At 29.6% G+C, this 23,106-nt stretch carries 23 protein-coding genes; all 23 read left to right on the top strand.

Annotated elements, in window-relative coordinates:
- Positions 1-17: 17 nt before the first annotated feature.
- The 23 genes from acpS to uvrA all read left to right on the top strand — a co-directional run bounded on the left by acpS (position 18) and on the right by uvrA (position 22,917).
- The gene (acpS, locus tag ACRC28_RS06695; RefSeq protein ID WP_438542675.1) at positions 18-386 is read left to right on the top strand and encodes a holo-ACP synthase; all 369 of its coding nucleotides are present in this window, start codon (positions 18-20) and stop codon (positions 384-386) included.
- 5 nt (positions 387-391) lie between these two features.
- Entirely contained in the window at positions 392-1,882 is a 1,491-nt protein-coding gene (locus ACRC28_RS06690) for an NAD(P)H-hydrate dehydratase (protein WP_438542674.1), read from the top strand.
- A gap of 58 nt (positions 1,883-1,940) precedes the next feature.
- Positions 1,941-2,570: a germination lipoprotein GerS-related protein gene (locus ACRC28_RS06685; RefSeq protein ID WP_438542673.1), complete on the top strand. Its 630-nt coding sequence runs from the start codon at positions 1,941-1,943 to the stop codon at positions 2,568-2,570.
- Positions 2,571-2,585: 15 nt separating this feature from the next.
- On the top strand, positions 2,586-3,743 hold the full coding sequence (gene alr, locus ACRC28_RS06680; protein WP_438542672.1) for an alanine racemase: 1,158 nt from the start codon (positions 2,586-2,588) through the stop codon (positions 3,741-3,743).
- A gap of 87 nt (positions 3,744-3,830) precedes the next feature.
- Complete coding sequence (locus tag ACRC28_RS06675; RefSeq protein WP_438542671.1) at positions 3,831-4,058, top strand: hypothetical protein; 228 nt, start codon at positions 3,831-3,833, stop codon at positions 4,056-4,058.
- Positions 4,059-4,066: 8 nt separating this feature from the next.
- Complete coding sequence (locus ACRC28_RS06670) at positions 4,067-4,420, top strand: type II toxin-antitoxin system PemK/MazF family toxin (RefSeq protein WP_438542670.1); 354 nt, start codon at positions 4,067-4,069, stop codon at positions 4,418-4,420.
- A gap of 326 nt (positions 4,421-4,746) precedes the next feature.
- The gene (locus ACRC28_RS06665) at positions 4,747-5,571 is read left to right on the top strand and encodes a transketolase (protein ID WP_438542669.1); all 825 of its coding nucleotides are present in this window, start codon (positions 4,747-4,749) and stop codon (positions 5,569-5,571) included.
- The gene (locus ACRC28_RS06660; protein ID WP_438542685.1) at positions 5,568-6,512 is read left to right on the top strand and encodes a transketolase family protein; all 945 of its coding nucleotides are present in this window, start codon (positions 5,568-5,570) and stop codon (positions 6,510-6,512) included. The genes ACRC28_RS06665 and ACRC28_RS06660 overlap by 4 nt, the downstream gene beginning before the upstream one ends.
- Positions 6,513-6,593: 81 nt before the next feature.
- Positions 6,594-7,439, top strand: a complete 846-nt coding sequence (locus tag ACRC28_RS06655) for a YitT family protein (RefSeq protein ID WP_438542668.1) — start codon at positions 6,594-6,596, stop codon at positions 7,437-7,439.
- 12 nt (positions 7,440-7,451) lie between these two features.
- Complete coding sequence (locus tag ACRC28_RS06650; RefSeq protein WP_438542667.1) at positions 7,452-8,303, top strand: YitT family protein; 852 nt, start codon at positions 7,452-7,454, stop codon at positions 8,301-8,303.
- 129 nt (positions 8,304-8,432) lie between these two features.
- The gene (gene ftsE / locus ACRC28_RS06645) at positions 8,433-9,119 is read left to right on the top strand and encodes a cell division ATP-binding protein FtsE (RefSeq protein ID WP_438542666.1); all 687 of its coding nucleotides are present in this window, start codon (positions 8,433-8,435) and stop codon (positions 9,117-9,119) included.
- The gene (ftsX, locus tag ACRC28_RS06640) at positions 9,109-9,999 is read left to right on the top strand and encodes a permease-like cell division protein FtsX (RefSeq protein ID WP_438542665.1); all 891 of its coding nucleotides are present in this window, start codon (positions 9,109-9,111) and stop codon (positions 9,997-9,999) included. Before ftsE ends, ftsX begins: the two co-directional genes overlap by 11 nt.
- Before the next feature lie 93 nt (positions 10,000-10,092).
- Positions 10,093-11,316 (top strand): S41 family peptidase, encoded by a 1,224-nt coding sequence (locus ACRC28_RS06635; RefSeq protein ID WP_438542664.1) that lies wholly within the window; start codon positions 10,093-10,095, stop codon positions 11,314-11,316.
- 12 nt (positions 11,317-11,328) lie between these two features.
- Positions 11,329-11,586 (top strand): hypothetical protein, encoded by a 258-nt coding sequence (locus ACRC28_RS06630; protein ID WP_438542663.1) that lies wholly within the window; start codon positions 11,329-11,331, stop codon positions 11,584-11,586.
- 36 nt (positions 11,587-11,622) lie between these two features.
- Positions 11,623-12,588 carry a PDZ domain-containing protein gene (locus tag ACRC28_RS06625; protein WP_438542662.1) on the top strand — a complete coding sequence of 322 codons (966 nt, stop codon included), beginning with the start codon at positions 11,623-11,625 and terminating at the stop codon, positions 12,586-12,588.
- Positions 12,589-12,602: 14 nt separating this feature from the next.
- Complete coding sequence (uvrB, locus tag ACRC28_RS06620; RefSeq protein ID WP_438542661.1) at positions 12,603-14,573, top strand: excinuclease ABC subunit UvrB; 1,971 nt, start codon at positions 12,603-12,605, stop codon at positions 14,571-14,573.
- Positions 14,574-14,726: 153 nt separating this feature from the next.
- Positions 14,727-15,416, top strand: a complete 690-nt coding sequence (locus ACRC28_RS06615) for a Pr6Pr family membrane protein (RefSeq protein ID WP_438542660.1) — start codon at positions 14,727-14,729, stop codon at positions 15,414-15,416.
- A gap of 146 nt (positions 15,417-15,562) precedes the next feature.
- The gene (locus tag ACRC28_RS06610; protein ID WP_438542659.1) at positions 15,563-16,000 is read left to right on the top strand and encodes a hypothetical protein; all 438 of its coding nucleotides are present in this window, start codon (positions 15,563-15,565) and stop codon (positions 15,998-16,000) included.
- 185 nt (positions 16,001-16,185) lie between these two features.
- Entirely contained in the window at positions 16,186-17,181 is a 996-nt protein-coding gene (locus tag ACRC28_RS06605; RefSeq protein WP_438542658.1) for an FtsX-like permease family protein, read from the top strand.
- A gap of 3 nt (positions 17,182-17,184) precedes the next feature.
- Positions 17,185-18,498: an ABC transporter permease gene (locus tag ACRC28_RS06600; protein ID WP_438542657.1), complete on the top strand. Its 1,314-nt coding sequence runs from the start codon at positions 17,185-17,187 to the stop codon at positions 18,496-18,498.
- 1 nt (position 18,499) lies between these two features.
- Positions 18,500-19,171 (top strand): ABC transporter ATP-binding protein, encoded by a 672-nt coding sequence (locus ACRC28_RS06595; RefSeq protein WP_438542656.1) that lies wholly within the window; start codon positions 18,500-18,502, stop codon positions 19,169-19,171.
- Positions 19,172-19,300: 129 nt separating this feature from the next.
- Positions 19,301-19,747: a C-GCAxxG-C-C family protein gene (locus tag ACRC28_RS06590; RefSeq protein WP_438542655.1), complete on the top strand. Its 447-nt coding sequence runs from the start codon at positions 19,301-19,303 to the stop codon at positions 19,745-19,747.
- 344 nt (positions 19,748-20,091) lie between these two features.
- Entirely contained in the window at positions 20,092-22,917 is a 2,826-nt protein-coding gene (gene uvrA / locus ACRC28_RS06585) for an excinuclease ABC subunit UvrA (protein WP_438542654.1), read from the top strand.
- The last annotated feature ends 189 nt before the right edge of the window (positions 22,918-23,106 follow it).

Raw genomic sequence — 23,106 nt, 5'->3', positions numbered from 1 at the left:
AACTAAGGAGGAGTCATATGATTTACGGAATAGGGAATGATATAATTGAAATAAATCGGATTCAAAAGGCTATAGAAAGAACTGAAAGTTTCTTATTTAAAGTATTTACAGAAGAAGAAATTGAATATTTTAAGAGTAAAAATATGAAGATGGAAACAATAGCAGGGAATTTTGCAGGGAAAGAAGCTTTTAGTAAGGCATTAGGAACAGGTTTTAGAGGAATAGGTTTGAGAGATATAGAAATATTAAGGAATTCTCTTGGAAGACCATACATAAAGGTAAGCGAGGAAATAGTAGAAAAATTTAAACTGGAAAAATCAAAGTTTCACGTTACAATTTCACATAATAAAACTTCGGCAATAGCAATGGTTATAATTGAGGAGTAGGTATCATGGAATATTTAAGTAAAGAGGCATGTGCAAAAATGGATAAACAATGCATTGAAGAGATTGGAATACCTTCAATAGTGTTGATGGAAAATGCAGCAGAAAGAATAAAAGAAAAGTTAGTAAATGAAGCTTCTAAATTTATTATAATAGCAGGTACAGGAAACAATGGTGGAGATGCATTAGCTATAGGAAGAAAGTTATTTTTAGAGGGGAAGAGCGTAAAGATATATATTGTAGGTGAAAAAGGAACCGAGGATTTTAAAATTAATTTAGAGATTATAAAAAATATGGGTATAGACTTAATTTTTATAAAAAAAGCTGAAGATATATTAAAATTAGCCGATGATATTACTGAAGATGCTATTATAGTGGATGGACTTTTTGGAATAGGATTAAATAGAGAAGTAAAAGGAATTTATAAGAAGGTTATAGAAAAGATAAATGAGTGTGGAAATACAATATCTATAGATATACCATCAGGATTAGATGCTAATACAGGAGAAACTTTAGGGATATGTGTAAATGCTAAAAAAACATATACCGTTGAGTGTTTTAAAAAAGGCTTTATATATAATAATGCTATAGAAAATATTGGGAAAGTGGGTATAATAAAAATTGATATACCTGACAGTATAAAGAAACAGAATACAGAAAAGATATATACTCTTGAAAAAAGAGATTATATAAATAAAATTCCTAAAAGAAATAAGACTCAACATAAAGGAAGCTTTGGAAAGGTGGGGATAGTTGGAGGAAGTAATGAGTATGTTGGAGCGGTATATATAGTAGCAGAGACCGCAATTAAAATGGGTAGTGGTTTAGTTACTATGATTGTACACAAAGATATTAGTACAATATTAAAAAGTAAAACAATAGAAGCTATGATAAAAGAATATGATAGTACATATAAGATTGATGGCTTAGAAAAGTTTGATGTTTTAGCCTGTGGTCCTGGCATGGGAAATACAAAGGAAAGTAAGGATATATTAGAAAAAGTAATAAAAGAATGGACTAAGGATTTAGTAATTGATGCAGACGGCTTAAATATATTAAGTGAGAATGAAGGCCTTTATAAGCATATAAAAGGAAGAGCAGTACTTACACCACACTTGGGTGAAATGAGTAGGCTGACAGGTATTTCAATTGAAGAAATTGAAAAAAATAAAATAGAAATAGCTAAAAAGTTTGCAAAAGAAAGAAATGTGATTTTACTATTGAAAGGATATAATACTATAATAACTGATGGAGAAGAAGTTATTATAAATAAAACAGGAAGTAGTAAGATGGCATCAGGTGGTATGGGAGATTGCTTAACTGGAATTATAGCATCTTTAATAGGGCAGGGTCTTAATAGAAAAGACAGTGCAATATTAGGAGCATATATTCATGGCTATGCAGGAGATAAGTTAGGCGAAACGAGTTATTCAGTAAGTGCAAGGGAGATAATAAAAGCACTGCCAAAAATAATAGAAGAATTATTATGTGAAAATTAGAATAAAATCCTCAGTTAATTAATATTAGTATAAAGAAACATTAATTACTGGGGGAAAAATGAAACTATTAGAAAATAAAAGCGAAGAAAAGAAAAGAGATATTAAAAGAAAGGTAAAATTAGCAGGAATAGTTATTTTACCAATTATAATTATAGGTACTCTGATAGCTATAAGAAATATTATAGGAATATCAAATGAAGAATTAGTGGATAAGATGAAAAACATGAAAGAATACAATTCTATTGTTGAATTTACAGTTAGGAATGCAAGAGGAGAGTATTTAGAAAAAGCAAAGGTTCATTATTCAGAAAATCATGACCCAATTATAGAGTTTGGAGATAGGTTAGTAAAAACTTATACGAAGGATTCTATTCAAATGAAATACAAGGATGGAAAAGAATATAATTTAGAAAAGGATACAGATAGTTTTTATATTTTATCAGTATTAAATGAATTATTAAAATATCCTATAATAAGTATTGAAGAGGGTTCTGCAGAATGGGAAGATTTAAAATATACAAAAGTTAGTATTGATATTGTTTCTAACAATCAACATTTAGATAAGGCAATTCTTTATATAGACAAAAAAGAAAAAATACCAATGTTAATAAAGATACAGGATGTAAACGGAGAAGAAAGAGTAAAAATCCAATATAGAGATTTTGAAAAGAAAGATAAGTGTAAGTAAGAAGAGGTGCGACAAATGAAAAACATAAGACCAGTTTGGGCAGAAGTAGATTTAGATGCTATAGAAAATAACATAAAAGAAATAAGAAGATTAGCAAAAGATAAAGAGATAATTGCTGTTGTAAAAGCAGATGCTTATGGACATGGAGCAATTAATGTAGTGGAAACATTATTAAAAAATGGTGCAGACAGATTAGCTGTAGCAGTAATAACAGAAGCTCTTGAATTAAGAAATAATGAGATAAAAGAAGAAATATTAATACTTGGATATACTCCAATAAGCTTTGCAGAGGAAATTATAAATAATAATATAGAACAAACTGTATTTAGCTTTGAATATGCAAAGCAATTATCAGAGGTTGCAAAGAAGTTAGGTAAAAAAGCAAAGATTCATATATCAATAGATACAGGAATGGGGAGAATTGGATTTTTACCTAATGCAGAAAATATTTTAGAAATAGAAAAAATAAGCAAATTAGAAAACATAAAGATAACAGGATTATTCACACATTTTTCAACTGCAGATGAAGAAGATAAGGAATATACTAAAATGCAAGTTGAAAAATATAAGTGGGTTGTAAAGGAACTTGAAGAAAGAAAAATAAACGTAGGAATAAAGCATATTGCAAATAGTGCAACAATAATTGATTTAGAAGAATATTATTATGATGGAGTAAGACCAGGAATAATTTTATATGGATACTATCCATCAGATGAAGTGAAAAAAGAAAAAATAAAAATCAAGCCAGTATTAACATTAAAAAGCAATGTAGTTCATTTGAAAGAAGTAGAAGAAGGAACATACATAAGTTATGGAAGAAAATATGTAACAAAAGATAGAGAGAAAATTGCAACATTACCAATTGGATATGCAGATGGATATACTAGATTATTATCAGGAAAAGCAAAAGTGATAATAAAAGATATGCTAGTTCCAGTAGTAGGAAGAATATGTATGGATCAATGTATGGTAAATGTAGATAAAATTAAAGAGATTAAGGTAGGAGAAGAAGTAATTCTATTAGGTGAGAGTAATCATTGTGTTTATAATGCAGATAATATTGCAGAAGAAATTGGAACTATAAACTATGAAGTATTATGCATGATAGGAAAAAGAGTACCTAGAGTTTATAAAAAAGATGGGAAAATAGTAGGAACTAGAAACTACCTTTAAAAGAGAAGAAGTGAAAATTTTGACAAAATAACAGTTAAAAAGATATAATCCTTATGTAAAGACTCTTGTTTTATGGGAGGAATTTTAATGTTTTGTCAAAAAGAGTTGAAAAAAAAGTATTTTAAAGAAAAAAAGAGTAAATATAATGATGAAGAATTAATAGTATATATTGATAGCCCTTTTACAAAAAAAATTGAAGTTCAAATGAAAGAGGGATATCAAGAAATGGCCTTCTTAAACTTAGAAATGGCAATGATGGTAGAGGATGAATTGAAAGATGTTAATGGATATGAAGAATGGCTTTGCGGAGAGTGATAAATTAGATGGCGACTATGGTTGTAAAACGAGGGGATATATTCTATGCTGATTTAAGTCCAGTTATAGGCTCGGAGCAAGGTGGAATACGACCCGTTATAATAATTCAAAATGATATAGGAAATAGATATAGCCCAACAGTTATTGTTGCAGCTATAACTTCACAAATTAATAAAGCAAAACTACCAACTCATGTAGAAATATCATCGGAAGAGTATGGACTTAACAGAGATTCTGTAGTGTTGTTAGAACAAGTCAGAACGTTAGATAAAAAAAGATTAAAAGAAAAAATCGGACATATGACAGATTCGGATATGAGAAAAGTAAATAGATCTTTATTAATAAGTTTAAGTTTAATCTAAAAAAGTACAAGCTCCCGCAATTTTATGTTGCGGGAGTTTGTTTTTAAAAAGTTAATAATATATATTATATTCTTATAAATTAATAAAATTTAGAATAATCAGACATAATAGAAGTATTAAATATAATATATATCTAGAAAAAAAGTCGTTATATCTTGTAAAAAGATGGATTAGTAGAAATAGTATACACTAATAGTTTTAATGTGATATATGAAATGGTTTACGAGGTATTAATAGTGTATACAAACAACAGGTTTTGTGCTAAAATGAAAAGGATGATAAATAATCTATAATAAAGTTAAATTAAGGCTAGGAGGACATGAATAATGAAACAAAATAAAGAACAGCTTATTGAACAAGCTAAAGTTATTAGAAAAGATATTGTTGAAATGCTTACAGAGTCAGCGTCAGGGCATCCAGGTGGATCACTATCAGCAGCTGATATAGTAACAGCGTTATATTTTAACGAAATGAATATAGATCCTAAAAATCCTAGAATGGAAGATAGAGATAGATTTGTTCTTTCAAAAGGACATGCAGCACCAGTATTATATAGTGCATTAGCAAGAAGAGGATATTTTGATCCAGCAGAATTAATGACATTAAGAAAAATAAATTCTAACTTACAAGGACATCCAAACATGAATGATGTTCCAGGTATTGATATGTCAACAGGTTCATTAGGGCAAGGAATATCAACAGCAGTTGGTATGGCTTTAGGAGCAAAAATCAATGGACAAAGCAATAGAGTATATGCTTTACTTGGTGATGGAGAATTAGAAGAAGGTCAAGTATGGGAAGCTGCTATGGCAGGTGCTCATTATAAATTAGATAATTTAACAATATTTATAGATTTTAATGGACTACAAATAGATGGAAACATAGAAGATGTTATGAATCCTTCTCCAATTGATAAGAAATTCGAAGCATTCGGATGGAATGTATTAATAATAGATGGACATAACTTTGATGAAATATTAGGTGCAATAGAAAAAGCTAAAGCATGCAAAGGTATGCCAACAGCAGTTGTATGTAAAACTGTTAAAGGTAAAGGGGTTTCTTTCATGGAAAACCAAGCAGGATGGCATGGAGCAGCACCAACTAAAGAGCAATGTGCACAAGCAATTGCAGAAATTGGAGGGGAAAAATAATGAGTAAAATGGCAACTAGAGAAGCTTACGGAAAAGCTTTAAAAGATTTAGCAAATACTAATAAAGATGTTATAGTTTTAGATGCAGACCTTTCAAAGTCAACTAAAACAGCTGATTTCAAAAGTGTAGCACCAGAAAGATTCTTCAATATGGGAATCGCTGAAGGAAACATGATGTCAGTTGCAGCAGGACTTTCAACTTGTAATAAAATACCATTTGTAAGTACATTTGCTATGTTTGCAGCTGGAAGAGCATTTGAGCAAATCAGAAACTCAATTTGTTACCCAAGATTAAATGTAAAAGTATGTGCAACTCACGCAGGATTAACTGTTGGTGAAGATGGAGCATCACACCAAGCTATTGAAGATATATCATTAATGAGAAGTATTCCAGGAATGATAGTTATAAATCCAGCAGATGCAGTTGAAACAGATGCAGCAATTAAAGCTATTGCTGAAATAAATGGACCTTGCTATGTAAGATTAGGAAGAGCAGCAGTTAATATAATTAACGATAGACCAGAATACAAGTTTGAAATAGGTAAAGGAGTTACTTTAAAAGAAGGTAACGACGTAACTATAGTAGGAACAGGAATTATGGTTGATGCAGCTTTAGAAGCAAGTGAAATGTTAAAAGCAGAAGGAATTAATGCAAGAGTTATAAACATTCATACTATAAAGCCAATAGATACAGAGCTTATTACTAAAGCAGCTAAAGAAACTGGTGCAATAGTAACAGCTGAAGAGCATAACATAATTGGTGGATTAGGTTCAGCAGTAGCAGAAGTAGTTGCTGAAAATTGTCCAGTTCCAGTATTAAGAGTAGGAGTTAAAGATACTTTTGGAGAAAGTGGATTACCAAATCAACTTTTAGAAAAGTATGGATTAACTGCTAAAGATATAGTAGCTATGGCAAAAAAGGCAATAAATTGCAAAAAATAAGATAAGTGTGTTATAACAGTATAGAGAGAATCTATACTGTTATTTTTTTAAAACAAAATATTAAAGGGGTAGTGAGAACATATGAGAGAAAAAGTGAGAGAATATTCTATTATAACAATAGGAATGGTAATAGTTGTTATAGCTATTCAATTCTTTTTTATACCTAATAATATAACTGGTGGGGGAGTTACAGGAATATCAGTTGTTATATGTGAGTATTTTAAAGGGTTAAATGTTGGATTAGTAATGGGGATTTTAAATATTATTTTATTTGGAGTCGCATTTATTTTTATAGGAAGAAATTTTGGTGGGAAAACTATTTATGCTGCTATGGGGATATCGGTTATAAGTTGGTTTACTGAGGAGTTTTTTACGCCAGTTGCATTAACTAATGATTTAATGCTATCGACAATTGCAGGAAGTTTGCTTTTAGGTGGAGGGCTTGGAATTGTTTTTACACAAGATGCATCTACTGGAGGAACAGATATTATAGCTAAAATTTTAAATAAATTTTTCCATATTGATATGGGAAAAGGAATGCAAATGGTAGATATAGTAGTTGTTGTTTTTAGTGGTATAACTTTTGGAATTGAAAAGGCTATATATGCAGCTGTATGTGTACTTTTAACAGGAATAATAATTGATAAAGTTATTTCAGGATATAGTACATGCCATCAAGTAATAATTTTTACTAATAAGACAAAACATATAAAAGAATATATTATTAAAGATATAGATAGAGGATGTACTGTATTTACTGGTGAAGGTGGATATACAGGAGAAAAGAAAAATGTAATATACTGTGTTTTAGGAAGGTCACAGCTAATGAAGGTAAAAAGATTCGTAAAAGAAAATGAGCCAGATTCTTTTGTGATAGTTAATGATGCACACGATGTCTTAGGGAAAGGATTTGGAACTATAGAATAAAGGCGGTGTTATATGCAGAAAGAAATAATTAAAGATTATGTAATGATTACTTTTGGAATAATATTAGTTGCAATAGGAGTGGACTATTTTTTTGCACCAAATGATTTAGCAGCAGGTGGAATTACAGGTCTTGCAATTGTAATTAATAAATTTATTCCTTCCATTGGAATTGGGTTAATAACATTAGTAGTTAACTTAATATTGTTTGGAATAGCATTTTTATTTATTGATGGAAATTTTGGGGGAAGAACAATTTATGCAAGTGTATTACTTTCAGTAGTAATATGGTTTATAGAAAAATTTTTACATCCAGTAGCATTGACTCAAGATTTAATGTTAGCAACAATATTTGGAACCTTGATTTCTGCCATTGGAATGGCAATTGTATTTAATGCAAATTCATCAACAGGTGGAACAGATATACTTGCAAAGCTATTAAATAAGTATTTGCACATAGATATTGGAAAAGGATTATTAATAATAGATTTTGTTATTACTCTTGCAGCAGCAGTAACATTTGGTCTAACTTTAGGATTTTATGCAATGCTTAGTGTAATTTTACTAGGAGTGCTTATAGACAAATTAATAGAAGGATTTAATGTGTGTAAGCAAGTTATAATAATTAGTGAGCATAATGAAGAGATAAGTAAATTTATTATGGAAGAGATAGGTCGTGGATGTACTTGTGTAAAAGGATTTGGTGGATATTCTAAAGAAGAGAAATTTGTCATATACACAGTACTTGGACGTAGTGAATTTATTAAATTAAAAAACCATATTAGAGAGATAGATAATAAGGCATTTATAACAGTTGGAGAGGTTCATGAGGTCTTTGGAGAAGGCTTTAGAAAAAATGAAAAATAAGAGAGAATATTAAGTGAATAAGAAAAACTTAATAAAATTTTATATAAATATGAATAATCTATGTGTTATAATAAAATTTATAATGGACAAGAGAATGTTTTTGTCCAATTCTATAAGGAGTGTAAAATAATGATTGAATTTAAAAATGTATCAAAGATTTATGATAACAATGTAAAAGCACTTTCAGATGTAAATGTAACTATAGACTCAGGTGAGTTTGTATTCTTAGTTGGTCCATCTGGTGCTGGTAAATCAACATTCATAAAAATGATATTAAAAGAGGTTGAACCAACAAGTGGTACTATAGAAGCAACAGGTCAAAATTTAGCAGATATAACTAGGGGAAAAACACCATACTACAGAAGAAAGATTGGAATGGTTTTCCAAGATTTCAGGCTTATACCAACATTGAATATATATGAAAATGTTGCATTTGCAATGAAAGTAGTAGAAGCATCACCAAAAGAGATTAGAAGAAGAGTTCCAATGGTATTATCACTAGTTGGATTATCTCACAAATATAAAATGTTTCCTAATGAATTATCAGGGGGAGAGCAACAAAGGGTTTCGTTAGCTAGAGCAATAGTTAATAATCCGGCTATCTTAATCTGTGATGAGCCTACAGGAAACCTAGACCCACAAACAGCAAATGAAATAATGGATTTATTAGATGACATTAATAAAGCCGGAACAACAATATTAATGGCAACACATGCTCAAGATATCGTTAATGATATGAAAAAGAGGGTTATAGCTATTGATAAGGGTGAAATTGTAAGAGATGAAGAAAGGGGTAGATATACTGATGAAGATTAATACGGTAGGTCATTTTATAGGTGATGCATTCAAAAGTTTAAAAAGAAATAAAACTATTTGTTTAGCGTCTATAATTACGGTTCTTATTACTTTCTTTGTTTTAGGGATATTCGTTTTAGTAAGTAAAAACGTAGGATTAGCATTAAGTGGTGTTCAATCAAAGGTTGAACTTAAAGTATTCTTACAAAATGATATAAAAATGGTAGATCAAAGAGCTTTAGAAATAAAATTAAAAGATATGCCACAAGTTAAGGATGTTCAATATGTATCAAGAGATCAAGCATTTATTGACTTCCAAAAAAGCTCACAAAACAATAAAGGAATATTAGAAGGATATACTCTAGCTAATAATCCATTCCCAGCATCATTTACTGTACAAATGAAAGTGCCAGAAGATGCACAGACAGTTGCAAATGCAGTTGAAAATATGCCAGGGGTTGATAGCATCGGAAATCAACAAGATTTAATAAATACAATAACTAAAATAGTAAATGGAGTTAATATAATTGGAGGTATCTTGTTCCTTATATTAATTGGAGTTGCTGTATTCTTAATAATGAATACAACAAAGCTTACTGTTTACTCAAGAAGAAGAGAAGTTGGAATAATGAAGTTTGTTGGAGCAACAGACTGGTTCATTAGATGGCCATTCATTATTGAAGGAATGATTATAGGATTGATTGGTGCAGTGTTATCAACGATTGTTATAGGATTAGCTTACCAAGGATTCTTCTCATGGATAACAAGCAAAATGCTATATGTAAATATAGTTAGTACATCATATGTTTATTCATCATTATTATGGATGTTTGCACTTGGTGGAATTGTAGTTGGTGGAGCAGCAAGTTACTTCTCATTAAGAAAGTTCTTAGTTGTTTAAAAAAATATGAAATTAAATACAGTATAATGTATAATAAACTCAGTGGATAAAATTCACTGAGTTTTATTTTTATGGTAAAAAAAGGGGAGATATATGAAAAGTAAATGGGTAAAGAGAGTAATAATAGGGTTGAGTGGAGCTTTTATAGCAGGAAGCTTTTTCTCTCTAGGAAATATTGCAGCAACAAAGGGATTAATTTTAACTAATGTTAATTCTAAAGTTAAAAATGCAATGAAGGAATCAAATGATACTGAAAAATATAGTGAATTATTTAATGTAAGAGATGCTTTAATTGTAAACTTTGATGGAGAAGTAGATGATAATAAGTTATTAGAGGGTGCAATAAAGGGAATGACAGGTGCATTAGAAGACCCATATACAGTATATATGACGAAGGATGAGTATGAGGAATATAATGAACAAAATTCTGGTGGATATGTTGGAATTGGAATATATATTGGAGTTAGCGATGGAAAAGTCGAAGTAATTAAGCCGATAGAAGGTTCACCAGCTAAGAAGGCAGGAATTATAGATGGTGATAAAATAATTAAAGTTAATGGTGAAAAGATTGGTAGTGATACTGATAAGGCTGGAAGGTTAATTAAAGGAAAAGAAGGGGAAGAAGTAACCTTAGAAATCCAAAGAAAAGGTGAAAAAGAACTTAAAACCTTTAAGGTTAAACGTGAGGCCATTGAGACAGAAGATGTAACTAGTGAGATGATTGGAAAAGATATTGGATACATTAGTATAACAGGCTTTAATTTAGGAGTAACAGAGGACTTACAAAAGTATATAAAAGAATTAAAAGCTAAGGGGATGAAGGGATTAATCTTAGATTTAAGAGGTAATCCAGGAGGATATTTACATGAGGCTGTTGGTGTAGCATCACAGTTTATAGAAAAAGATAAAACTATAACATATACGATAAATAAGTATGATAAGGAAGTTGTAGAAAAATCTAAAGGTGGAGAAGCAATAGGAATGCCATTAATTGTGTTAATTGATGGAGGAAGTGCAAGTGCATCAGAGGTGGTAACAGGAGCTTTAAGAGATTATAAAGCAGCAACAATAATTGGTATAAATAGTTTTGGAAAAGGAATAGTTCAGGCACCAGTAGAATTTGAAGATGGTAGTGCATTAAAGGTAACTATTTCAAAATACTATACACCAAATGGTGAAAATATTCATAAAAAAGGAATAGCACCAGATATAAAGGTTGAGATACCACAAGAGGTTTTAATGAAGCCATACAATAAAGATACAGATAGCCAATTAAAGAGGGCTATAGAAGAAATGAATAAAAAAATAAATTCTTAGGGAGGAAATAAGGTGGGGTTATTTATATATACACTGAAATCCCTAGCAAAAGTTATAGTTAAACCATTCTTTTTGAGTGTATTAATTATATTAGCAATTCTTTTTTATACAAAAAATAAAAAAATTTCAAAAATGCAAAAGATGATATCAGGGGAGAGTGTAAACTCTCCCTTAGAATTGACTTTATCTCAAATAGTACTTGGAATTTTTGCAGGAGTTCTTATAGGTCTTATATCAAATGCAATTGGAATTGGATTTAAACAAAATTAAGGAGTACAAATAATATTTATAATATCAATAATACTTATGTTTATAAAACCAAGGTTTGGATGTTTTTCTTATAGTGGAGCATTGCTCGGTATATTTAGTATTATATATGTTCATTTTATAGATAGGGGAAATTTAAATGGAGCATTTAGAATTGATATTGTAGCATTAATGACTTTTGTAGGAATATTACATATAGTAGAAGGTATATTAGTTTTTTTTGATGGAAGCAAAGGCTCTATTCCAATATTCTCTAAACGTGGGGGAGTAGTGTATGGTGGGTATGCGTTAAATAGATATTGGTTTTTGCCAATATGCTTATTGATATTTATAAATAAAGATACTGTTCCTCTAAATATTATACATAATGTGAGTGCACCAAACTGGTGGCCTATATTAATGACACCAGAAATAAAATTATTAGCCACAACAACTGTAGCTATTATGATGACTTTTTATGGTGTGCTTAATTATTCAGGGCTGACGTTTACTAAGTCAAAGATAGAAAAAAGGCGAGAAGCTGGAGTTATAATTTTAATATATGGATTAGTAATTTGTGCAATATCTCAAATTGCTAGATTTGGACTTATAGGAAAAATTATAGTTTTAATATTAGTGCCAGTATTACATGAAATAATGCTTAATATTCAAAGAATGAGAGAAAGAAAAAGAAAGAGAGTTTTTTATAGTTTGCCAGGTAGAGTTTGTATAATTGAGGTTGTACCAAGTTCAGTAGCGTATAAAGCAGGAATAAGAGCTGGAGATATTATAAAAGAAATAAATGGAAAGAAAATAGAGCATGAACAAGAAATTTATATAATGAAAGATTCAGTAGAAAAAGAAGTTGATATGGTTATACTGAAAAATCATAAAGAATTAAGGATAAGAGTAGAAAAAGATTTAAGTAAAGGTCTTGGATTATTAGTAGTACCAGTTTCAGAGTTAACAAAAAAGAATTTTTCAGATATATTAGAGAAAATGAAAGAAACAATGAATACAAAGTAAGAGAGGTGAAAAGTATGAGTACTTTTAAAATAGAATCAAAATTTAAACCTATGGGAGACCAACCACAGGCTATAGATACTTTAGTGAAATCATTAAATGATGGAAATAAATATCAAACACTTTTAGGAGTAACAGGTTCAGGAAAAACTTTTACTATGGCAAACATTATTGAAAGAGAAGGAAGACCTACATTAGTATTAGCACATAATAAAACTTTAGCAGCACAACTATGTGCAGAGTTTAAAGAGTTTTTTCCAGATGCTATTGTAGAATATTTTGTATCTTACTATGACTATTATCAACCAGAGGCCTATGTACCTCAAACAGACACATTTATAGAAAAGGATGCATCAATAAATGATGAGATTGATAAACTTAGGCATTCAGCAACATCTGCACTTTTTGAAAGAAGAGATGTTGTTATAGTAGCATCAGTTTCATGTATTTATGGTCTTGGAAATCCAGATGAATATAAGAAGCTTACTATAAGTCTTAGAAAAGGTATGGAAAAAGATAGAGACGATATAATAAGAAGCCTTATATCTATACAGTATGAAAGAAATGATATTGATTTTTCAAGGGGAACTTTTAGAGTTAGAGGAGATTCTTTAGATATTATTCCAGCATCTCAATCTAATAAAGGGATAAGAGTAGAATTCTTTGGAGATGAAATAGAGAGAATCAGAGAGTTTGATGTTCTTACAGGAAATATAATTGGAGAAAGAGAGCATGCTCACATAACTCCAGCATCCCACTTTGCTGCATCAAAGGAGGTTATAGAAAGGTCTATAGGAAAAATTGAAGATGAACTTGAAAAAAGACTTATAGAATTAAACTCTCAAGATAAACTTTTAGAGGCACAAAGATTGAGACAAAGAACAAATTATGATATTGAAATGATAAGAGAGATGGGATATTGTAGTGGAATAGAAAATTATTCAAGGCTTTTAGATGGAAGACCTGCAGGTTCTCCACCAAAAACATTAATAGACTACTTCCCAGAAGATTTTCTTATGTTTATAGATGAAAGTCATGTAACGCTTCCACAGGTTAGAGCAATGTATGCAGGAGATAAATCAAGGAAAGATTCTTTAGTTGAATATGGATTTAGACTTCCTTGTGCATATGATAATAGACCTCTTAAATTTGAAGAGTTTGAAGATAAAATAAATCAAGTAGTGTTTGTTAGTGCAACACCAGGAAAATATGAGAAAGAACATGAAACTGTAGTTGCAGAACAAATAATTAGACCGACAGGACTTCTAGACCCACCAATAGAAATAAGACCAGTAACAGGACAAATTGATGATTTATATAGTGAAATTTTAAAAACAACGAAATGTGGATTTAGAACATTAATAACTACACTAACAAAGAAAATGTCAGAAGATTTAACTAAATACTTAACAGAGCTTGGAATAAAGACTACTTATATGCATTCTGATATAGATACAATTGAGAGAATGAAGATAATAAGAGATTTAAGACTTGGTGAATTTGATGTATTAGTAGGGATAAACCTTTTAAGAGAAGGGCTTGATATTCCAGAAGTTGCATTAGTTGCAATTTTAGATGCAGATAAAGAAGGTTTCTTAAGGTCAGAAACTTCTATGGTTCAGACTATAGGAAGGGCAGCTAGAAATTCAGAAAGTAAAGTTATAATGTATGCAGACAATGTTACAGGCTCAATGGATAGAGCTATAAAAGAAACATATAGAAGAAGAGAAATTCAAATGGAGTATAATAAAGAACATGGTATAACTCCAAAAACAATAATAAAAGATGTTAGAGATGTTATAGAAGCAACTAAGGTTTCAGAGGAAGAAGTTAAATATGATGCAAAAGAAGAAAAGAAATTAACTAAGAAGGAAAAAGAAAAGTTAATTAAAGAATATACTGATGAAATGTTAGATGCAGCTAAAAATCTTCAATTTGAAAGAGCAGCTGAAATTAGAGATATAATTGAGAAACTTAAAAGTAAATAAATAGAGAAAAAGGAATGATTTAAATTTTTAAGTCATTCTTTTTCTTATATAATTAAAAAATTAACCTCTTGTTCAAAGAAAGTACTTTGATTGTCAAAATATTTTTATTATACTTCTAAAGTAACACAAAAATAAAAATAGATAGGTGATTAAATGAAAGTAGCAAAAAAGGTATGGAGAACTCTTATTATTTTAGGAATAATATTAGGTTTAGTAATCTCATTTGTAATGCAAGTATGGATTAAGCCAGATATTGTTAATCCTATAGGTAGAGTTTTAGGATACTTTGATTATTTTACTCAATGGAGTAACATATTCGTTTTAGTTTGGTTTATAAATGATACGTTTTTAAATAATAAAATAAAATTATTTAATAAAAGAGGAGTTAGAGGAGCAATAACAGTGTACATACTAGTTGCAGCAGCAGTATTCTGGCTAATCTTAAATGCACAATGGAAACAAGTTGGATGGGACAAATTTGAAACATGCATTTTACATGGATTTACTCCATTAATGTTTGTATTAGATTGGTTATTCTTCTATCCAAAAGGAACTTATAAGTACAAGCAAATATTCAAATGGTTAATATGGCCAATTGGATACATGATATTTGCAATAGTAATGGGAAAAATAACAGGATACTTCCCATATTCATTCTTCAATATAGATGCACAAACACCAATGCAATTTATAAATAGTATGAAGTATGTAGTAGCAGGATTTATAATAATGCCATTACTAGTAGTTACAGTAGATAAAATATTATATGGTCTAAATAAACTAAGAGGAAAAGAATTGGATTTAAGCTTTTTAGAAGGGCATGATGAAGAGGTTACAGCTTAGTTAAAGGACAAGCGAAGAGTGATGATTTATTTCTAAATCATCACTCTTTTTTTGAGAAAAGACGAACACAATAGGGATTTTTACATATGAATATTATGATTAGCTTTTAAAGCTATGAAAATTATATAAAATAGGGGGACATAAAGATGGCTTGTGAGCAGAGAGAACAAAGTTATAAGGAGAACAGAAGTTTTTTTAGAGGGGGGAAGAAAAGAAATATAGTTTTATTAATTGTGGGGATATTTTTAATGCTAGGAATTACAGGATGTGCTGGTAATGAATATATAGAAACTGTTAAAACAGGTTCATTTAATAATTATCCAAATGTAAAGGTTGGAGATGCATTTAAGAAGTTTTTTAAAGGCGGTGATTGGGAGTACTTTGAATCAGATGAGGGAAAAAATGTAGTAGAATTCACAGGTGAATGCACATATTTTAATGAAGAAGTAGATGCTGTAGTTCAATTCCAAATATATGATGATAATACATTTGAGTTAACGTATTTTTCCATAAATGATGTATCTCAAAATGAAATGATGATATACGGACTTATAGAAGCTGTAATGGACGAGTATTCAAAATAGAGATATTTTGATTTGGGGTAAAAGATAAAAAAAGGCTAAAAGCTAGATTCTATCTAACTTTTAGCCTTTTTTAGTGCGAAAAATAGAGAGAAAATAAAATGGTAATTAATTACATATAATGATAAAATACGAAGTAAGTGTATATGGAAGTGAAATAAGTGGAAAGAAAGTGTTGGAGGGGGAGAATGAAAAAGGGAGTGGGATTTTATTTTATGGTTTTAGGCCTAGTGATTGGTATTTTTTCAATGTCATTTTTTATATCATATGATAGAGCTATAAATCAAACAATATTTAGCAAAATGGATACTGCAGATTATTTGAAATATAAAGTGTTAAGTAAGAATAAGCTTAAACATTTGGAGGAAAAGTTAAAAAGTGAAGATGCAGGTGTGATTTTAGAAAATGGAATGGAAAGTTTAAATTTTAATGTTTTAGGAATGAATGAAAAAAGTTTAAACCAATATAATATTAAAACCGAGGAGAATATGATAACTGTAGGTAAAGGGTTAAGGAAAGTTGTATATAGCAAAAGTGGAAAAGAGTATATGAAAATTAATGATAAGGAATATGAAATTTTAGAATATATTGAGGAAGATACATTTGCATACACAGTTATTCTGAATATAGAAGACTTTTTTGAAATATATAGTGAAAAAGAAATATATACATTGGGAATTAATTTTGTAGAGAAAAATATAGATAAAGAAGTATTCGATAAAAAACTCAATAGTTTTAAATTAGAAGGAATAGGAACTTCAGAGTGTGAAATAGATTTAATAGAAGATGAGAGTAAAGAAGAGATAGGTTCATATATAGGGAGTGTAATTTTAGCTATTTCATTTATAAATGTTTGTACTTTTTCTTTGATGTGGATAACAGGAAGAACTAAGGAACTAGCTTTATATAAAGCTATAGGTGCAAAAAATAGAGCAATATTTTTAATGCTATTTAAAGAAATACTAGAGATAGCAATAGTTTCTATGGGAATAGCATTAGGATTGCAATTAGTAGTTAATAGCATTATAAATAATAGCAATATAATAAATAGTTACTTAAGTATAGATATTTATAATTTAATAAAGTGTAGTTTCATAATCTTATTTATGGCTTTAGGGAGTATTATTCCTTCATATATAATTACAACTAATATTCAGCCATCTATAGTGCTTAAGGAGGATTAAGTTATGAGGAAAAAACAATATTTTATATATGGATTGAATATAGTTCAAGTAAGTATTTTCTTCTTTTTATTGATAACTTTGACTGGTAGTTTAAGTGGATATAAGGAGCTTTATAATAGATATAAAAATTTCTTTGATGAAGGAAGAACTTTGATGTATCAGGGAACTTTTGAATCAATGGATTATGAGCGTGAAGAAAAGTTAACTAAAGAGATAGATAATATAGTGGATGAATTTATAAAGAAGGATAAAATTACGTTTAAGTTTAATCCGCAATATAGTATTGGAATGTTTAAGGAACTGGAAAGTTCTCATTCAACTAAAGTAAGTAATGAATTTTTAAAAAGATATCCAATAGATATTAAGGAAGGTAGGAATTTTACTGATGAAGAACTAGATGGAATTAGTGGAGATATAATACCTGTAATAATAGGGAATGATTTAAAAGATAGATTTAATATAGGGGATGTTTTAGAACAGAATATTGGAGAAGATTCAAAGATTATAGATAATGAAATAGTCACTAAGATCTCTGAAACAGATGAAAAAATAGTAAGAAAATTATATAAATTTAAAGTAGTTGGAATAGCAGAACCTAACACTATGGCATATTTAGATTCATCAGATGCTGTACTTAGTGGATATAGGGATGATATGATATATTACCCTAATTATAAAGAAGAAACTAAGATTTATAAGGGGGAAAAGTTAATTTCAAAAAATAAAGATACAATTATTAGTGGTTTTTCTTATATTGAAACTAAAACAGAGGAAGATACGAAAGAGATTTTGGAGGTTCTTAATACTGAGTTGAAGAACAGAGATAATTTAGGATATGTATATTATCCTGAGAAAGATAACTTAACCTTAAAGAGTTTAAGAGAATCATATATTACCTTGTTGATATTTTGTGGAGTGTTTATAACATTTTCAATTATAGGTGTTATAGGCAGTATGATTTATTCAATAAGAGAAAGTGAAAAAGAGTATGGGATTTTATCAGCACTTGGTGCAAAAAAAAGATATTTAATTGCAAAGAATCTTATTAAGGTATTGGCATTACTAGTAGTGTCATTGGTACTGGCTTTAGGGGTAACGGCGATTTTAAGAGGTTATATGCTAGAGCAAGAAGCAATGCTTATAATGGAAGGTTTTAGTGAAAGTACAATACAAGCAAATAAGTATTTATTTTTGATAGATGGAAATTTAATTAAAAATATGGGGATAGCATTATTGATGGTATTTACAACTAGTTCAATACCAATAGTGTATAAGATTAGCAGTTACAATATTGTGGATCTTATAAGGGGGAAATAGAATGAGTATAATAAAATTAGAGAATATAGTTAAAATATACGGAAAAGGTGAAGGAGTAGTATATGGATTAAATAAGGTAGATTTAGAAATAGAGAAAGGTGAGTTAATTGCCATAATGGGACCATCAGGTTCAGGAAAATCTACACTTTTAAATATTTTGGGGTGCTTAGACAAGCCTACTAGTGGAGAGTATTTTTTAGATGGAAGTAATATAAAAGAGTTAAAGGGAGATAAATTAGCAGAAGTTAGAAGTAATAATATAGGATTTATTTTTCAAAGTTTTAATTTGCTTAATGAAAAAAATGTAATAGATAATATTCTAGTCCCTTTAAAATTTTCAAACAAGAAAATTAAAAATAAAAAAGAAAAGGTTAAAGAACTTCTTCAAACTTTAGGACTAACAGGATTAGAAAAAAAGAAAATTAATCTTTTATCAGGTGGACAAAAGCAAAGAGTTGCAATTGTTAGAGCATTAATAAATGATCCAGATATAATTTTAGCAGATGAACCAACAGGAGCATTAGATAAGAAAAATGGTGAAGAGGTAATGAAAATACTAACGGAATTAGCGAAAAAGGGAATAACAGTAATAATAGTAACTCATGATTTAAAAATAGGACAACAGTGCGAAAGAATTATTAAAATATTAGATGGAAAAATTGAAATGATGTAGAATAATTAAAATTGGAGAAAATATTGAAGTGGTGATTTAGAAATAAATCATCACTTTTTCTGTTTAAATAAAAATTAAGATGATATAATTTAAAAGGATAATGATTTAGTTAAAAAGTAGGAGGACAATATGAAGGAAGTAAATATTAGTGAATTAAGAGAAAAAGCAGAAGGATATTACCAAAGAGGAGAATTTTTCTGTTCAGAAGCAATAGTTAAAGTTTTAAAAGATGAGTTTATGCCTGAAGTTAGTGATGATGTAGTTAAAATGGCATCAGGATTCCCAGTAGGAATGGGAAGAGCTGGATGTACTTGTGGTGCATTATCTGGTGGGATAATGATTTTAGGAATGATGTTTGGAAGAAACGAGCCTAATGGAAGTGAAGTTGCAAAGGCAATGGAATTAACAAGAGAATTACATGATAAATTTAGAGAAGATAATAAAAGTACTTGTTGTAGAGTTTTAACTAGAGGAATGACACTTGGAACTCCAGAACATAAGGTACAATGTGTTAGATTAACAGGTGAAGTTGCAGAAGCAGTTGCTAACATAATAGTTAGAGAGCAAAACAAGTAAGAGTTAATAAGTAAGAGGTAAGAGTTTTAGGATTGGCGGTGCCAATCCTTTTTTTATGGTAAATAAGTGTAAAGTGATAATAGGGACTTTGAAAATATTAAGATTAGTAAGAAAAGTACGGTTATTAAAAATATAGTTGAAAGTTGAGGGGAAATAAGAACGCTGGAGTTGTTAGGAATGAAAAAACTCTAAACTCTAAACTCTTAATTCTTAACTAAAAATATGTGTTATAATTAGTATTTGAGGAATATTTTATAAGTTTAGTAAGTTAATATTTGTATTGAATTTGTTAAAAAGGCTTACAATAAAATATAGAGTAAAAAGTGATAAGGGAGGTATGAAAAATGAAGGATAAGATTATTATTAAGGGTGCAAAGGTACATAATTTAAAAAATGTTGATTTGGAGATTCCAAGGGATAAGTTGATTGTTTTTACAGGGCTTTCTGGTTCTGGAAAGTCATCTTTGGCTTTTGATACTCTTTATGCAGAGGGGCAAAGAAGGTATGTTGAATCTCTTTCAGCTTATGCAAGACAGTTTTTAGGACAGATGAATAAGCCTGATGTTGAGTATATTGAAGGGTTATCTCCTGCAATTTCTATAGATCAAAAGACGACTAGTAAAAATCCACGTTCTACTGTTGGAACTATAACAGAGATTTATGATTATTTAAGATTATTATATGCAAGAATAGGAATTCCACATTGCCCTAAGTGTGGGAAAGTTATTACTCAGCAGTCTATAGACCAAATTATAGATAAGGTTATGGAGTTTCCAGAGAAGACTAAGTTGCAAATTTTAGCTCCACTAGTTAGAGGAAGAAAAGGAACTCATGAAAAGATTATAGATAATGTAAAGAAGAATGGTTTTGTGAGAGTTCGTGTTGATGGCGAAGTATACGAGATTGGTGAAGATGAAATTAAATTAGATAAAAATAAAAAACATAATATAGAAGCTATTGTTGACAGAATAGTTATTAAAGAAGGAATTGAAAGTAGACTTACTGATTCAATTGAAACTGCATTAAAGCTTGGTGAAGGGCTTGTTATTGTAAATGAAGTTGGAAAAGAAGATACTTTATTTAGTGAAAAATTTTCTTGTCCTGATTGTGGAATAAGTATAGAAGAACTTGCACCAAGAATGTTTTCATTTAACTCACCTTTTGGAAAGTGTGACCACTGTGATGGACTTGGAACATTAATTGAAATAGATGAAGATTTAGTTATTCCTGATAGAGGTTTAAGTATAAAAGAAGGTGCTATTGCGTCTTGGGGTGAAGGAAGAACTAAGGAAGATTCTTGGACATATGCTATTTTAAAATCCTTAACTAAAAAGTATAAATTTAAATTAGAAACGCCTATAAAGGATTTAGATAGAAAGATAGTTGATATAATTCTTTATGGAACAGATGGTGAAAGAGTTAAGGTTGATTATGTAAAGGATGGAATTAAGGCAACATATAATGTAGCTTGGGAAGGTGAGATTAATTCACTTCAAAGAAGATATATGGAAACTAATTCAGACCTTATTAAAGGTGAAATTGAGCAATATATGAGTGATAATTATTGTCCTAAATGTAAGGGAGCAAGATTAAATAAGGAAGCTCTTGCAGTAACTGTTGGAGACAAGAATATTTTTCAATTTACAGAATTGCCAATAAGAGAAGAACTAGAGTTTATAAACTCTGTTAAGTTAAGTGAAAAAGAAGCTATAATAAGTGACCAAATTTTAAAGGAAATAAAAAGTAGATTAGAGTTTCTTTTAAATGTTGGTCTTGATTATTTAAATCTTTCAAGAAGTTCTGGAACATTATCAGGAGGAGAGTCTCAAAGAATTAGACTTGCAACTCAAATTGGTTCAGCTCTTATGGGAGTGTTATATATCTTAGATGAACCTAGTATAGGACTACATCAAAGAGACAATGACAGACTTATAGGAACATTGAAAAATCTTCGTGATGTAGGAAATACAGTCATTGTAGTTGAACATGATGAAGACACTATGAGAGAGGCTGATTTTATTGTTGATATTGGACCTGGTGCTGGTGAACATGGTGGAAAGATTGTTGCAGCAGGAACTTTAGAAGAGATAATGAAAAATGATAATTCTATAACTGCCCAGTATTTAACTGGAAAGAAGGAAGTAGAGATTCCTAAGGAAAGAAGAAAAGGTAATGGAAATAAGATTTCTATTGTAAAGGCTAGTGAAAATAACTTGAAAAATGTATCTGCAAACTTTAACTTAGGTGCATTAACAATGGTAACTGGAGTTTCAGGTTCAGGAAAAAGTACATTAGTTAATGAAATTCTTTATAAGGGATTAAATAAAATTATAAATAAGAGTAAAAATCCTGTTGGAATGCATAAAGAAATAAAAGGGGCAGAAAATATAGATAAGATAATTGCTATTGACCAAAGCCCTATAGGAAGAACTCCACGTTCTAACCCTGCAACTTACACAGGAACATTTGATATAATCAGAGAATTATTTACTCAAACACCAGAGGCTAAAATGAGAGGTTATAAACCAGGAAGATTTAGTTTTAACGTAAAAGGTGGAAGGTGTGAAGCTTGTACAGGTGATGGAATTATTAAGATAGAAATGCAATTCTTATCAGATGTATATGTTCCTTGTGAAGTTTGTAAAGGAAAGAGATATAACAGAGAAACATTAGAAGTAAAATATAAGGGGAAAACTATCGATGATGTTTTAAATATGACTGTTGAAGAAGGTTTAGAATTCTTCGAAAGCATTCCAAGAATAAAAAATAAGTTACAGACATTATATGATGTTGGTCTTGGATATATAAGACTTGGGCAACCATCAACTCAACTTTCAGGAGGTGAGGCACAAAGGATTAAACTTGCTTATGAATTATCAAAAAGAAGCACGGGAAAAACATTCTATATTCTAGATGAGCCAACAACAGGGCTACATATAGATGATGTGAACAGATTAGTACAAATTTTACAAAGACTTGTAGATGGGGGAAATACAGTAGTCGTTATAGAGCATAATTTAGATATGATAAAATGTGCTGACTATATAGTAGATTTAGGACCAGAAGGTGGAGACAAAGGTGGAACAATTGTCTATTCAGGACCATTAGAAGGAATTTTAAAAGAAAAGAACTCATATACAGGAAAGTATTTAGCTAAAATTTTAAAATAAAAAAACAGAGGAAAATGTTAATATTCATAAAATATTAACATAAATCCTCTGTTACATTAATATAAAATTAAATGTAAGATAAATGTATGAATTAAAATTAATTTTAGTGTATAATCTAAAAGATAAAGTAATATGAGGTGAAAATATGATCAGTTTTGAAAGATTTATAGGAGGCGTTTTTGGAATCTT

Origin of the sequence: Clostridium sp. (assembly GCF_051650885.1) — a bacterium.
Taxonomy (GTDB): Bacteria; Bacillota; Clostridia; order Clostridiales; family Clostridiaceae; genus Clostridium.
Note: the sequence above shows the minus strand (reverse complement) of the source record. Positions and strands in the feature narration are given on the sequence as shown.

What these genes read in the sequence shown, in the direction of transcription:
- acpS (WP_438542675.1), top strand. Translation starts at nt 18, where the DNA reads ATGATTTACGGAATAGGGAATGATATAATTGAAATAAATCGGATTCAA.
- ACRC28_RS06690 (WP_438542674.1), top strand. Translation starts at nt 392, where the DNA reads ATGGAATATTTAAGTAAAGAGGCATGTGCAAAAATGGATAAACAATGC.
- ACRC28_RS06685 (WP_438542673.1), top strand. Translation starts at nt 1,941, where the DNA reads ATGAAACTATTAGAAAATAAAAGCGAAGAAAAGAAAAGAGATATTAAA.
- alr (WP_438542672.1), top strand. Translation starts at nt 2,586, where the DNA reads ATGAAAAACATAAGACCAGTTTGGGCAGAAGTAGATTTAGATGCTATA.
- ACRC28_RS06675 (WP_438542671.1), top strand. Translation starts at nt 3,831, where the DNA reads ATGTTTTGTCAAAAAGAGTTGAAAAAAAAGTATTTTAAAGAAAAAAAG.
- ACRC28_RS06670 (WP_438542670.1), top strand. Translation starts at nt 4,067, where the DNA reads ATGGCGACTATGGTTGTAAAACGAGGGGATATATTCTATGCTGATTTA.
- ACRC28_RS06665 (WP_438542669.1), top strand. Translation starts at nt 4,747, where the DNA reads ATGAAACAAAATAAAGAACAGCTTATTGAACAAGCTAAAGTTATTAGA.
- ACRC28_RS06655 (WP_438542668.1), top strand. Translation starts at nt 6,594, where the DNA reads ATGAGAGAAAAAGTGAGAGAATATTCTATTATAACAATAGGAATGGTA.
- ACRC28_RS06650 (WP_438542667.1), top strand. Translation starts at nt 7,452, where the DNA reads ATGCAGAAAGAAATAATTAAAGATTATGTAATGATTACTTTTGGAATA.
- ftsE (WP_438542666.1), top strand. Translation starts at nt 8,433, where the DNA reads ATGATTGAATTTAAAAATGTATCAAAGATTTATGATAACAATGTAAAA.
- ftsX (WP_438542665.1), top strand. Translation starts at nt 9,109, where the DNA reads ATGAAGATTAATACGGTAGGTCATTTTATAGGTGATGCATTCAAAAGT.
- ACRC28_RS06635 (WP_438542664.1), top strand. Translation starts at nt 10,093, where the DNA reads ATGAAAAGTAAATGGGTAAAGAGAGTAATAATAGGGTTGAGTGGAGCT.
- ACRC28_RS06625 (WP_438542662.1), top strand. Translation starts at nt 11,623, where the DNA reads ATGTTTATAAAACCAAGGTTTGGATGTTTTTCTTATAGTGGAGCATTG.
- uvrB (WP_438542661.1), top strand. Translation starts at nt 12,603, where the DNA reads ATGAGTACTTTTAAAATAGAATCAAAATTTAAACCTATGGGAGACCAA.
- ACRC28_RS06615 (WP_438542660.1), top strand. Translation starts at nt 14,727, where the DNA reads ATGAAAGTAGCAAAAAAGGTATGGAGAACTCTTATTATTTTAGGAATA.
- ACRC28_RS06610 (WP_438542659.1), top strand. Translation starts at nt 15,563, where the DNA reads ATGGCTTGTGAGCAGAGAGAACAAAGTTATAAGGAGAACAGAAGTTTT.
- ACRC28_RS06605 (WP_438542658.1), top strand. Translation starts at nt 16,186, where the DNA reads ATGAAAAAGGGAGTGGGATTTTATTTTATGGTTTTAGGCCTAGTGATT.
- ACRC28_RS06600 (WP_438542657.1), top strand. Translation starts at nt 17,185, where the DNA reads ATGAGGAAAAAACAATATTTTATATATGGATTGAATATAGTTCAAGTA.
- ACRC28_RS06595 (WP_438542656.1), top strand. Translation starts at nt 18,500, where the DNA reads ATGAGTATAATAAAATTAGAGAATATAGTTAAAATATACGGAAAAGGT.
- ACRC28_RS06590 (WP_438542655.1), top strand. Translation starts at nt 19,301, where the DNA reads ATGAAGGAAGTAAATATTAGTGAATTAAGAGAAAAAGCAGAAGGATAT.
- uvrA (WP_438542654.1), top strand. Translation starts at nt 20,092, where the DNA reads ATGAAGGATAAGATTATTATTAAGGGTGCAAAGGTACATAATTTAAAA.